Annotated in this window: 8 protein-coding genes; all 8 read right to left on the bottom strand. The window is 63.1% G+C overall.

Annotated features, from left to right (window positions below):
• Positions 1-153: 153 nt before the first annotated feature.
• Entirely contained in the window at positions 154-1,641 is a 1,488-nt protein-coding gene (locus QOS90_RS27385; protein WP_027593591.1) for an efflux transporter outer membrane subunit, read from the bottom strand.
• Entirely contained in the window at positions 1,638-4,745 is a 3,108-nt protein-coding gene (locus QOS90_RS27380; RefSeq protein ID WP_027593592.1) for an efflux RND transporter permease subunit, read from the bottom strand. The genes QOS90_RS27385 and QOS90_RS27380 overlap by 4 nt, the downstream gene beginning before the upstream one ends.
• Positions 4,742-7,840 (bottom strand): MdtB/MuxB family multidrug efflux RND transporter permease subunit, encoded by a 3,099-nt coding sequence (locus QOS90_RS27375; protein ID WP_027593593.1) that lies wholly within the window; start codon positions 7,838-7,840, stop codon positions 4,742-4,744. The genes QOS90_RS27380 and QOS90_RS27375 overlap by 4 nt, the downstream gene beginning before the upstream one ends.
• Positions 7,837-9,108, bottom strand: coding sequence for an MdtA/MuxA family multidrug efflux RND transporter periplasmic adaptor subunit (locus tag QOS90_RS27370; RefSeq protein WP_027593594.1), 1,272 nt, complete (start codon positions 9,106-9,108; stop codon positions 7,837-7,839). The genes QOS90_RS27375 and QOS90_RS27370 overlap by 4 nt, the downstream gene beginning before the upstream one ends.
• A 251-nt stretch (positions 9,109-9,359) precedes the next feature.
• Positions 9,360-9,860: a thiol peroxidase gene (tpx, locus tag QOS90_RS27365; protein WP_027593595.1), complete on the bottom strand. Its 501-nt coding sequence runs from the start codon at positions 9,858-9,860 to the stop codon at positions 9,360-9,362.
• 168 nt (positions 9,861-10,028) lie between these two features.
• Positions 10,029-11,309, bottom strand: a complete 1,281-nt coding sequence (locus tag QOS90_RS27360; protein WP_027593596.1) for a serine/threonine transporter — start codon at positions 11,307-11,309, stop codon at positions 10,029-10,031.
• Positions 11,310-11,549: 240 nt separating this feature from the next.
• Positions 11,550-12,746, bottom strand: coding sequence for an amino acid aminotransferase (locus QOS90_RS27355; protein WP_085274409.1), 1,197 nt, complete (start codon positions 12,744-12,746; stop codon positions 11,550-11,552).
• A gap of 190 nt (positions 12,747-12,936) precedes the next feature.
• Positions 12,937-13,185, bottom strand: a 249-nt coding sequence (locus QOS90_RS27350; RefSeq protein ID WP_283600577.1) for a hypothetical protein, incomplete at its 5' end; no start/stop codon positions are given.

Raw genomic sequence — 13,185 nt, 5'->3', positions numbered from 1 at the left:
TTGTAGGAGCAGCCTTGTGCTGCGAAGAGGCCCGTATGCCTGGCAAAGATGTAGTAGCCGTAAGGGCCTCTTCGCAGCACAAGGCTGCTCCTACAGTGATCGAGGCATGAGTCCACGAAGTGGCGCTTATAGCCCAGCATGAATGGCCGGCCATCACTCCTGTTCGGCAAACGCCTGCTCGGCATCCCAGCCGCCGCCCAGCGCAGCAATCAGTTGCACACTGGCCACCAACCGCCCCTGCAGCAGGTTCAGCACACTGCGCTCGTTGCTCAGCGCGGTGGTCTGCACGTTCACCACATCCAGGTAGCCTATCAGCCCTGCACGGTACTGGTTTTCAGTCAGGCGCAGCGACTCACGCGCCGCGTCCAGTGCCTCCTGGCGCACCACCGCTTCATCGCCGTACACCTTCAGCTGCACCAGGAAGTTCTCCACTTCCTTGAAGCCATCCAGCACGGTCTGGCGGTACTGCGCCACGGTCTGGTCGTACACCGCCACGGTGCGGTCCACCTCGGCGCTGCGCTTGCCCGCATCGAACAAGGTCATGGCCAGCGAAGGCCCCACCGACCAGTAACGGTTTGGCAGTTCGATCCAGTTGCTGAAGCTGCTGCTGGAATACCCACCACTCATGCTCAGGCTCAGGTCGGGGAAGTAAGCAGCCCGCGACACGCCAATATTGGCATTGGCTGCCATCACATTGCGCTCGGCCGAGGCAATGTCCGGGCGGCGTTCGAGCAACTGCGAGGGCAACGTCACTGGAATTTGCGGCAGCGCCGGGATGGTCTTGCTGTCTGCCAGGGCAAAATTCGCCGGGGCCTTGCCCAGCAACACGGCAATGGCATTTTCGAACTGCGCACGCTGCCAGATCAGGTCGATCAGGTCCGCCTGGGTGCTTTTCAGCTGCGTGCGCGCCTGCGCCACCGCATCCGGGCCAGACACTCCGGCACGGTATTGGTTTTCAGTCATGCGCAGCGAGCGTTCGTAGGTGGCCACGGTCGCTTCCAACAGGCGCTTCTGCTCGTCGATCACACGCAACTGCAGGTAGTTCTGCACCAGCTCCGACTGCTGGCTCAGGCGGATCGAGGCAAGGTCGGCGAAGCTGGCTTCGGCACTGGCTTCGTTAGCGTTCAACGTCTCACGCAGCTTGCCCCACAGGTCGATCTCCCAGCTCACGCCGAGCTGGGTGTTGTAGGTGTTGCGGATGCCGCTGCTGTTGTTCGACAGGCTGGAACTCGAGCTGCCAGTACCCTGGGCAGAGCGGTTCTTGCTGGCGCTCAGGTCCAGGCTGGGGAACAGCGCGGCGCGGCTGCTGCGCACCAGGGCCTGGGCCTGACGGTACTGGGCCTCCGACTGCGCAACCGTCTGGTTGCTGCGGTTAAGCTCTTCGACCAGCGCATTGAGCCCGGCATCGCCGTAGACTTCCCACCAGGCGCCACGGGCGATCGCGTCCGAGGGCTTGGCCTGGGTCCAGCCCTCGGCCTGCTTGTACTGCGCCGGGGTGCTCAGCTCGGGGCGGTGGTAGTCCGGGCTCAAGGTACAGGCACTGAGCAGCGCCACGCACAAACTGGCGCCGAGCAGACGCGAGCCACGCCCCAGGGTCAATGACTGCAGGGCACGGTGAAGCGGTGTCTGGGCAAAATTCATAGCGGGGTTTCCAGAGCGGCGTCGGTGCGCACGCCGCGCCAATGGTTGAAACGGTGACGCAGGCGGTCGAGGTACAGGTAGACCACCGGCGTCGTATAAAGGGTGAGGATCTGGCTGAAGACCAGGCCGCCGATGATGGTCAAGCCCAAAGGCTGGCGCATTTCCGCTCCCTCGGCACGGCTCACCAGCAACGGCAAGGCGCCGAGGATGGCCGCCAGGGTGGTCATCAGGATCGGCCGCAGGCGCAGCAGGCAGGCGCGGCGGATCGATTCCTCCGGCGACAGGCCTTGTTGGCGCTCCAGCTGCAGGGCCAGGTCGATCATCAGGATCGCGTTCTTTTTCACCACGCCAATCAGCAGGAACAGGCCCAGCAGCGAGATCAGGCTGAACTCGCCTCCGGTGACGTAGAGCGCCAGCAAGGCACCGACGCCGGCCGAGGGCAGGGTCGACAGAATGGTCAGCGGGTGAATGTAGCTTTCATACAGAATGCCCAGCACCAGGTACACCAGCACCAGCGCGCCCAGAATCATGAAGGGCTGGCCTTCCTGGGTCTTGGCAAAGGCGTCGGCGGTGCCACCGAGTTTGGCGATGACTTCCTCGGGCAGGCCAAGCTTGGCCACCGCCCGCTCCACTGCAGCCATGGCTTGGTCGGGGCTGTAGCCTTCGGCGACGTCGAAGGCGATGTCTTCGGAAGCGAACTGGCCTTCGTGGCTGACTCGGTCATTGGCCAAGCTGTTTTCGTAGTGGGCGATGGTCGACAACGGCACGCGGGCACCGTCGCTGGTGATCACCTGCACCTGTTCCAGCGTGCTCGGGTCCCAGGCGTATTTCGGGTTGATCTCCAGCACCACCTGGTACTGGTTGAGGCTGTCGTAGATGGTCGAGATCTGCCGCTGGCTGTAGGCGTTGTTGAGCACCGTGGTCACCATGTCCATGTCGATGCCCAGGCGCTTGGCCTGATCACGGTCGACCACCAGGGTAACCTGCGGGGTACCCGCGCCATCACGGGCGTCGATGGCGGTCAGTTCGGGCAATGCGCGCACCGCCGCGACCACTTTCGGGAACCACTCGCGAAGTGCCGCCAGGTCGCCACTCTGCAAGGTATAGAGGTACTGCGACGACGTCTGGTCACGCCCACCGCCACCTAACTGCAGGTCCTGGTCGGCCATCAGGAACAGCCGCCCGCCGGGCACCTTTGGCATCTCTTTGCGCAGACGCTCGATCACCTTCTGGGCATCCATCTTGCGCTCGCTGATCGGTTTCAGGCGCACAATCACCATCGCATTGTTGGTGCCACTGTTGCCGCCGATGAAGCCAGCAACGCTCTGTACCGCAGGGTCGGCCAGCAAGGCGCGGCGGTAGGTTTCCATCTTCGGCTGCATCACGCTGAACGACAGGCCATCGTCACCACGGATAAAGCCAATCAATTGGCCGGTGTCCTGCTGCGGCATCAGCGTCTTGGGCACCACCACATACAACGCGATGTTGATACCGATGGTGGCCAGCAGGCTCAGCAAGGTCAGGCGCTTGTGCCGTAGCACCCAGCCGAGGCTGCGGTCATAGCCGTTGACCATGCGCTGATGAACCTTGTCGCTCCAGCGCTGCAGGCGGCTCTGTTCGGCCTGGTGCGGTTTCAGCCAACGGGCGCAGAGCATCGGCGTGAGGGTCAGCGAGACCACCAGCGAGACAATGATTGCAGCCGCCAGGGTGATGGAAAACTCCTGGAACAGGCTACGTACGATACCCCCCATGAACAGAATGGAGACGAACACCGCCACCAACGAAACGTTCATCGACAACAGCGTGAAGCCCACTTCCTTGGCACCGAGGAACGCCGCACGCATCGGCGGCTGGCCGTCCTCAATGTGCCGGGAGATGTTCTCCAGCACCACAATGGCGTCGTCCACCACCAGGCCCGTGGCCAGGATCAGCGCCATCAGCGACAGGTTGTTGAGGGAGAAACCGCACAAATACATGACTGCGAACGTGCCTACCAGCGACACCGGCACTGCCAGGCTGGGGATCAACGAGGCACGCAGGCTGCCGAGGAACAGGTAAACCACCAAAATTACCAGCCCTACCGCGATCAGCAGCGTGTGCTCGGCCTCCTTGAGGGTGGCCTTGATCACCAGCGAGCGGTCCATGGCCACGTTCAGCTGCACGCTGGCTGGCAACAACGACTGCAACGCCGGCAACTGCGACTTGATCTGGTCGACCGTCTCGATGATGTTGGCGCCGGTCTGCCGGTTGACCACCAGCAACACCGCGCTCTGGTCGTTGAAAAAGCCACTGTTGTAGCGGTTTTCAACGCTGTCTGTGAGGGTGGCTACGTCGGACAGGCGCAGGATGGTGCCGTTCTGCTGGCGTATCACTACCGGCTCGTAGTCCTTCGCCGTTTCCAACTGGTCATTCGCCCGCACCTCCCAGCTGCGTTCGGCATCCTCGACGAAGCCCATGGGCCGGCGCTGGTTGGCGTTGGACACGGCGGTACGCACCTCGTCCAGCGACAAGCCGTACTGGTTGAGCAACTGCGGCTCCACCGAGATGCGCACGGCGGGCAGCGAACTGCCGCCGATCTGCACCTCCCCTACCCCGGATACCTGGGCCAGGCTCTGGGACAGGATGGTGTCAGCCAAATCGTACAACTGGCCTTTCTTAAGCACGTCAGAGGTCAACGACAGCACCATGATCGGTGCCTGCGAGGGGTTGATCTTCTTGTACGTCGGCATGCTGCGCATGCCACTGGGCAGCAGGTTACGGGTGGCGTTGATCGCCGCCTGCACCTCACGCGCCGCACCGTCGATGTCACGGCCCATTTCGAAGCCGATGACCACCCGCGTCGAGCCCTGATTAGAGCTACTGGTCAGCGTAGTGACGCCCGCGATACTGCCCAGCTTGCGTTCCAAAGGCGTGGCCACCGTGGCGGCCATCACCTCCGGGCTGGCGCCGGACAGGTTGGCCTGCACCACGATCACCGGGAAGTCCATCTGCGGCAGCGGCGCAACCGGCAACAGGCCGAAGCTGACGCCGCCCAGCAACATGATCGCCAGGCTCAGCAGCATCGTCGCCACCGGGCGACGAATAAACGGTCCGGACAGGTTCATGCCTCAGCCTGCTTGGCATCAGTGGCCGGGCGCCAGCGACGGGCCAGGCGGTCGAAGTACAGGTAGATGACCGGCGTGGTGAACAGTGTCAGCACCTGGCTGACCAACAGCCCGCCCACCATCACCAGGCCCAGCGGCTGGCGCAGCTCAGCACCGGACCCGGTCGCCAGCATCAGCGGCACGGCGCCGAACAGCGCGGCCAACGTCGTCATCAGAATCGGCCGGAAACGCAGCAATGCGGCCTGGTAGATGGCGTCCTGCGGGCTCATGCCCTGGTTGCGCTCGGCTTCAAGGGCAAAGTCGATCATCATGATCGCGTTTTTCTTGACGATGCCGATCAGCAGGATGATGCCGATGATGGCGATCATCCCCAGGTCGTTGCCACTGATGAGCAGCGCCAGCAAGGCCCCCACCGCCGCCGAGGGCAAGGTCGAAAGAATGGTCACCGGGTGGATGTAGCTCTCGTAGAGCACACCCAGCACGATGTACATGGTCACCACGGCGGCGAGAATCAGCAGCAAGGTGCTCGACAGCGAGGCCTGGAAGGCTTCTGCAGCGCCCTGGAAGCGGGTCTGCACGCCGATCGGCATGCCGATGTCCTGCTGCACCTGCTCGATCACCTTGACCGCCTCGCCCAGCGACGCGCCATGGGCCAGGTTGAACGACATCATCACCGCCGGGAACTGGCCGATGTGCGAGATCGCCAACTGCGCCTGGCGCTGCTCGATACGGGCCAACGCCGACAGCCGCACCTGGCCGCCATCGGTGGCCTTGACGTGGATCGACTCCAAGGCCTGCGGCCCGATGCTGGCGGCGGCTTGCGACTGCAGCACCACGCGGTACTGGCTGGCCTGGGTGTAGATGGTCGAGATCTGCCGCTGGCCAAAGGCGTCGTACAAGGCGTTGGTGATCTGCGAAACCGAGATGCCCAGGCGGCTGGCCATGTCGCGGTCGATCACCAGGTACACCTGCAGGCCCTTGTCCTGCAGGTCGCTGGCCACATCGGCAAGCTCTGGGCGCTGTTGCAGCGCCTGCACCAGCTTGCCGCTCCACTGCGCCAGCAGGTCGGCGTCAGGTGACGACAGGCTGAACTGGTACTGGGTGCGGCTGACCCGGTCCTCGATACTCAAGTCCTGCACCGGTTGCATGAACAGGCGGATACCCACCAGCTTGTCGAGCTGCGGCTGCAGGCGGCTGATGACCTCGCCAGCGGTCACATCCCGCTCGCCGTGCGGCTTGAGGTTGATCAGCAGGCGCCCGCTGTTGAGCGTGGCATTGTCGCCATCCACGCCGATGTAGGACGACAGGCTCTGCACCGCCGGGTCCTGCAGGATCACCTTGCTCAGCGACTGCTGGCGTTCGCTCATGGCGGCGAACGAAGTCGACTGTGGCGCCTCGGAAATACCCTGGATGACGCCGGTATCCTGCACCGGGAAGAAGCCCTTGGGCACGGCGATGTACAGGACCACGGTGAGCCCCAGGCTGGCCACGGCCACCAGCAGGGTCAGCGGCTGGTGTTTGAGCACCCACTGCAGGCCACGGCCGTAGTGTTCGATGAGCCAGTCGATCCAGGCGCCGCTGGCGCGGTAGAAACGGCCCTGCTCTTCTTCCTTGGGCTCACGTTTGAGCAACCGCGCGCACATCATGGGCGTGAGGGTCAACGACACGACCAGGGAAATCAGAATCGCCACCGCCAGGGTGATGGCGAACTCGCGGAACAGGCGGCCGACCACGTCGGCCATGAACAGCAGCGGAATCAGGACCGCGATCAGCGAGAAGGTCAGCGATATGAGGGTGAAGCCAATCTGCCGGGCGCCCTTGAGCGCGGCCTGCATCGGCGTTTCGCCTTCTTCGATGTGGCGGGAGATGTTCTCCAGCATGACGATGGCGTCATCCACCACGAAGCCGGTGGCGATGGTCAGGGCCATCAGGGTCAGGTTATTGACCGAGAACCCGGCCAGGTACATCACGCCAAAGGTGCCGATCAACGACAGCGGTACGGCGATCGAGGGGATGATGGTGGCGCTGAAACGGCGCAGGAACACAAAGGTGACCATAACCACCAGGACGATGGCGATCAGCAGCTCGTGCTGCACGTCCTTGACCGCGGCGCGGATGGTCTGGGTGCGGTCGGTCAGTACCGACACGTCCAGGCCGGCAGGCAGGTTGTCGGTGATCGAGGGGAGCAGTTCCTTGATCCGGTCGACCACTTCGATGACGTTGGCGCCCGGCTGGCGCTGGATATTCAGCAACACCGCCTGGTTTTCGTTGGCCCAGGCCGCGAGGCGCTCGTTTTCGGCACCATCGACGATCTCGGCGACGTCCTTCAGGCGCAGCGGCGCACCGTTGTTATAGGACAGGATCAGGTTGGCGTATTCCGCGGGGGAACGCAGTTGATCGTTGGCATCAAGCATCGACACCCGGGTCGGGCCATCGAAGTTGCCCTTGGGCTGGTTGACGTTGGACGCCCCGATCAGCGTCCGCACGTCCTCGAGGTTGAGGCCGTTGGCGGCCAACGCATCGACGTTGACCTTGATACGTACCGCCTGGCGCTGGCCGCCAGCGATGCTGACCATGCCCACGCCACTGATCTGGGCAAGCTTCTGGGCCACGCGGGTGTCGACCAGGTCGTTGAGCTTGGGCAGCGGCATGGTCTTGGAGGAGATGGCCAGGGTCAGCACAGGCGTGTCGGCCGGGTTGACCTTGTTGTAGACCGGTGGCGCCGGCAAGTCGCTGGGCAGCAAGTTGCTGGCAGCGTTGATCGCGGCCTGCACCTGTTGCTCGGCAACGTCCATGTTCATGTCGAGGCTGAAACGCAACGTCAGCACCGACGCCCCGCCGGAGCTGGTCGAGGCCATCTGGGTCAGCCCCGGCATCTGCCCGAACTGGCGTTCCAGCGGCGCGGTGACCGCACTGGTCATGACTTGCGGGCTGGCCCCTGGGTACAGGGTCATGACCCGGATGGTCGGGTAGTCGACCTGCGGCAGCGCCGATACCGGCAGCAGCTTGTAGGCAATCAGGCCGGCCAGGACGATGGCCAGCATACTCAGCGTGGTGGCGACCGGGCGCAGGATGAACAGGCGCGAGAGGTTCATGCGCCCGCCTTGCCTGCTTCACCGGCTTGGGCCGAGCCCTTGGCGTCCTGGCCCTGCAGGTGCTGGCCTGGGGTGGTTGGCACCTGCGAGCTGTCTTCGACCACCTCTACCTTGGTGCCTTCACGCAGGCGATCGGTGCCTTCCAGCACCAGGCGATCGCCGGCAGCCAGGCCTTCGACAATCACGCTGTTCTCGCCATCGCTGGCGCCAACCTTGAGCTTGCGGATATTGACGGTGTTCTGGGCGTTGACCACATAGGCAAAGGTGCCATCGTTGCCAAACTGGATAGCCGCAGCCGGGGCCAGCACCACCTGTTTGAGGGTGTCGGCCAACAGGCGCACATTGACGAACTGGTTGGGGAACAGCGCCAGGTCCTTGTTCTCGAAGCGGCCCTTGAACTTGAGGGTGCCGGTGGTGGTGTCGATCTGGTTGTCGATACTGCCCAGTACCCCGGTGGACTGCAGCTTGCTGTCGCTGCGGTCCCACGCCTCGACCGGCAGGCTGGCGCCGCTGCGGTAGCGTTCCAGCACGGTGCTCAGTTCGGTTTCTGGCAGGGTGAACGCGACGTTGATCGGCTCGGTTTGGGTGATGACCACCAGCGCGGTAGCGTCGTTGGCAGCCACCAGGTTGCCCAGGTCGAGCTGGCGCAGGCCTACCCGGCCATTGATCGGCGAGCGGATCTGGGTGAAATCGAGGTTCAGGCGCGCATCGCTGACCTGTGCCTGGTTGGTCTTGACCAGGCCCTGGAATTGCGCGACCTGGGCTTCTGCGGTGTCGAGGGTCTGCTTGGCGATGCTGTCCTCGGCATACAGGCCTTTATAGCGCGCCAGGTCGACCTGGGCGTTTTTCAGCTGTGCCTGGTTCTGCGCCAGGGTGCCTTCGGCCTGCTGCAAGGCGATGCGGTAGCTGCGAGGGTCGATCTCGGCCAGCAGTTCACCAGCCTTGACCTGTTGGCCTTCCTTGAAGTGGATCTTGACCAGCTCACCGGCCACACGGCTGCGCACGTTCACGGTGTTGGTCGCGGTGACCGTGCCCAGCGCCTTGTAGTACAGCGGGAAATCGCCCACCCGAACCGGCTCGACACGCACCGGCACCGGGTCGCTGGAGGCCCCGAAACCTGGGCGCCCGCCTTTGCCCATGCGCCCGCTGCTGGCTTCTTTATGTGCAGGCGATGCGGGCCACAGCCACCAGGCCAGCAAGGCCACCAGCAGCAGGATCAGCAGGCCGACGAGCCAGCGACGGGGGGAACGGGAATTAGACGCTTGCATGGGTTGAACGAACCTTGTTCGGAGTGACGACTTGGGAGGGTTGAACGATAAGCACTGGCATCGTTTTAGCAAAGGCCCTTTACCAGAGGTTTACCTTTGCCTGACGTTGCCAAAACACTGAACTTTAAACGAAAACGGCCCGGAAATCGTTCCGGGCCGTTACAGGGTGTTGCTTGGAGCGGTGGGCAGGGCTGGAGTTCCGTTGCCTCTGCCGGCCTCTTCGCGGGTAAACCCAACGGCCCGACCTGCCTTTATTTCAGAACAGCCAGCGCAGCCTCGTAGTTCGGCTCGTCAGCGATTTCACCGACCAGCTCGCTGTGCAGCACGTTGTCGTTTTCGTCCAGCACGACCACTGCACGTGCAGCCAGGCCAGCCAGCGGGCCGTCGGCGATGGCCACACCGTAGTTTTCGAGGAACTCGGCGCCACGCAGGGTCGACAGGTTCTTCACGTTCTCCAGGCCTTCGGCACCGCAGAAGCGCGCCTGGGCGAATGGCAGGTCGGCGGAGATGCACAGCACCACGGTGTTGGCTACATCGTTGGCCTGGGCATTGAACTTGCGCACCGACGTGGCACAGGTTGGGGTGTCGACGCTCGGGAAGATGTTCAGCACCTTGCGCTTGCCGGCGTAGTCTTGCAGCGACTTGTCAGCCAGGCCTTCACCCACCAGCGAGAAGGCTGGCGCCTTAGCACCGGCTTGCGGCAGGTTGCCCTTGACCTGAACCGGGTTGCCTTTGAGAGTCACTTGAGCCATGGACGAAATCCTTATGCGGGGTTTGAAAAGGACACCGAGTTAAGCATGAAGGCGGCCGGGTGCCTATGGGTGAAGCAAAAATTGTTTTATTGCCAGACAATTCTTGTGGACAAAAAAATGCCCAGGTCGCAACAGGCGACCTGGGCATTGCGTGTCACCGGCGGTGGATCAGCTCAGCAAGCCGTAAACCACCGACGTCAGCGCAACCACGCCAACCGCGACCACGAACACGTTGGACATCGCCCCACTGTACTTGCGCATCGAAGGCACGCGGCGAATGGCGTACATCGGCATCAGGAACAGCAGCACCGCGATGATCGGGCCGCCCAGCGATTCGATCATGCCCAGAATGCTCGGGTTGAGCGTGGCGACGATCCAGCACACCACCAGCATCAGCGCCGCGACCACGCGGTCCAGGGCTTTGGCGCCCGGGCGCGCGCCGGTTTTGGCAATGATGCCTTTCAGGCCTTCACTGGCACCGATGTAGTGGCCCAGGAACGACTTGGCGATAGCAATGAAGGCAATCAGCGGTGCGGCAAACTCGATGGTCGGGTTGCTGAAGTGATTGGCCAGGTACGACAGGATCGACAGGTTCTGCGCCTTGGCTTCCGCCAGCTGGGCGCTGCTGAGGGTCAGCACGCAGCTGAAGACGAAGAACAGCACCATGGCCACCATCAGCAGGTGGGCGCGGGCGAGGATCTGGCCGCTGCGCTCATCGGCATGCTCGCCGTAACGGCGCTTCTGGTCGACCGCGAACGCCGAGATGATCGGCGAGTGGTTGAACGAGAACACCATCACCGGAATCGCCAGCCACACGGTGTGCAGGAAGGCCGAGCCCGACGGCAGCTGGGTGGCGCTGTCGAGAATACCACCGGTCCAGTGCGGTACCAGGTACAGGCCCAGCAGCGCCAGGGCCACGATGAACGGGTAGACCAGCAGGCTCATGACCTTGACCGTGGCCTGCTCACCGCAGCGCACGATGGCCAGCAGGCCCAGGATCAGCACGAACGACAGGATCGCCCGCGGCGGCGGCGTCATGTGCAGCTGGTGCTCCATGAAGCTGGTGACGGTGTTGGTCAGCGCCACGCTGTAGATAAGCAGGATCGGGAAGATGGCGAAGAAGTACAGCACGGTGATCAATGCACCGGCGGTAATGCCGAAATGCTCCTCGACCACTTCAGTGATGTCCCCGCCCTTGCGCCCGGAGAGGACGAAACGGGTCAGGCCACGGTGGGCGAAGTAAGTCATCGGGAAGGCCAGCACGGCCAGGATGATCAGCGGCCAGAAGCCACCGAGGCCAGCATTGATGGGCAGGAATAACGTACCTGCGCCGATGGCGGTGCCGAACAGGCCCAGCATCCAGGTGGTGTCTTGACGTGCCCAGCTGCCCAAGGCTGCCGGGGTCGATTCTTCATAGCGCCGTTCGACGCTTGGGGCCTGCTCATTCATTCCGGGTGTAGCTCCACTCGCAAGACTGCAACAGGGCTGGGAATGGCGAACCAGACGCTTCGCGCTCCCCAACCAAAAAAGAGGGGCGCGATTGTGCACTGAAAGTGGGCGGTTGCGAAGCCCCGTCCGAGGGACGGTTGCACTTGTCATGACAACTGGGTGAAACCGGGGGCCGCTTCGCGCCCCATTCGCGGCGCAAGGCCGCTCCTACAGCTGTTGCGCGAAGCGGCCCCTATCACATCACTTCTGAACGGCGGCGAACGCCTCGGCAACCCGTTGCAGGTTGGCCGGACGCAGGCCGGACATGCATACCCGGCCGCTGTCGATCAGGTAAACGCCGAACTCGTCACGCAGGCGACGCACCTGCTCAACGCTGAAACCGGTGTAGCTGAACATGCCGCGTTGACGCAGGAAGAACTGGAAGTCCTGGCCTGGCAGCAGCGTGGCCAGCGCATCGACCAACGCCTGACGCATGTCCAGGATGCGTTGACGCATCACTTCGACTTCTGCCGCCCATTGGGCATTGAGCGCGGCATCGCCCAGTACGCCGGCGACCAGTTGGGCACCGAAGTTGGGTGGGCTGGAGTAGTTGCGGCGCACGGTAGCCTTGAGCTGGCCAAGCACGCTCTGCGCGGTGGCGTCATCGTCGCAGACCACCGACAGGCCCCCAACCCGCTCGCCGTACAGCGAGAAGATCTTCGAGAACGAGTTGCTGACCAGGCACGGTACGCCGGCACGGGCCATTTCGCGGATAGCGTAGGCGTCTTCCACCAGGCCTTCACCAAAGCCTTGGTAGGCGATGTCGAGGAACGGGATCAACTGACGCGCCTTGACCACTTCCACCACCTGCTGCCACTGGTTCTGGTCCAGGTCGGCGCCGGTCGGGTTGTGGCAGCACGGGTGCAGCAGCACGACGCTGTTGGCCGGCAGGGTCTGCAGGGTTGCCAACATGCCGTCAAAGTCGACGCCACGGCTGACCTGGTCGAAGTACGGGTAGGTATTCACCTTGAACCCGGCACCTTCGAAGATGGCGCGGTGGTTGTCCCAAGTCGGGTTGCTGACCCAGACTTCGGACTGCGGGAAGTAGCGCTTGAGGAAGTCGGCACCCACTTTCAGTGCGCCAGAACCACCCACGGTCTGCACGGTGGCCACGCGGCCGCCGGTCACGGCCGGGTGATCGGCACCGAACAGCAGTGCCTGGATGGCTTGGCGGTAGCTGGCCAGGCCTTCCATCGGCAGGTACAGCGACGCTTCGTGAGCAACGCCTGCGATGCGTTTTTCGACGGCATCCACCGCCGCCAGTTGTGGCACCACGCCGGCTTCATCGTAGTACAGGCCGATACTCAGGTTGACCTTGTCGGCGCGGGGATCGGCCTTGAAGGTTTCCATCAGCGAGAGGATCGGGTCGCCGGCATAGGCATCGACATGTTTGAACACAGCGTGCAGCTCCTTGGATCAGGACAGTTCGGAATGGCTGCCCTGAGGATACCCGGAGTCGCGGTGGAGGAACATCACCGATTGTGCAGGTTGTCTATGCAAGATTGCACAGCCTTAGATTCGTGCTGCCTGTAACGGCCCTTTCGCGGGTAAACCCGCTTGTATGGTTAGACTTGAAGGGGTGGTGGGACTAAATGCCCGATTCTGACTGTTCGCAGCAGTACAGACCGTGGGAGACATCGCCCCACCCCTTCCACCAAAGCGCCGATAAAGAATGCATCGTTTGCAAGCGACGATAGAAGCAAGCCAGCGCCTCTTGGTGAAACCCCTTCAAGCCTAAAAACCTTAACGTGGAGTACGGCCCATGGCAATGCAGGCAGGTAGATTGATCGTGGGTGCGGACGTTGCAAAAGCTGAGCTGGTTATCTATCACGACAGC

Source organism: Pseudomonas sp. LAIL14HWK12:I10 (assembly GCF_900184205.1).
In the GTDB taxonomy this organism is placed as follows: domain Bacteria; phylum Pseudomonadota; class Gammaproteobacteria; order Pseudomonadales; family Pseudomonadaceae; genus Aquipseudomonas; species Aquipseudomonas kermanshahensis.
Note: the sequence above shows the minus strand (reverse complement) of the source record. Positions and strands in the feature narration are given on the sequence as shown.

What these genes read in the sequence shown, in the direction of transcription:
- QOS90_RS27380 (WP_027593592.1), bottom strand. Translation starts at nt 4,745, where the DNA reads ATGAACCTGTCCGGACCGTTTATTCGTCGCCCGGTGGCGACGATGCTG.
- QOS90_RS27360 (WP_027593596.1), bottom strand. Translation starts at nt 11,309, where the DNA reads ATGAATGAGCAGGCCCCAAGCGTCGAACGGCGCTATGAAGAATCGACC.
- QOS90_RS27370 (WP_027593594.1), bottom strand. Translation starts at nt 9,108, where the DNA reads ATGCAAGCGTCTAATTCCCGTTCCCCCCGTCGCTGGCTCGTCGGCCTG.
- QOS90_RS27375 (WP_027593593.1), bottom strand. Translation starts at nt 7,840, where the DNA reads ATGAACCTCTCGCGCCTGTTCATCCTGCGCCCGGTCGCCACCACGCTG.
- tpx (WP_027593595.1), bottom strand. Translation starts at nt 9,860, where the DNA reads ATGGCTCAAGTGACTCTCAAAGGCAACCCGGTTCAGGTCAAGGGCAAC.
- QOS90_RS27385 (WP_027593591.1), bottom strand. Translation starts at nt 1,641, where the DNA reads ATGAATTTTGCCCAGACACCGCTTCACCGTGCCCTGCAGTCATTGACC.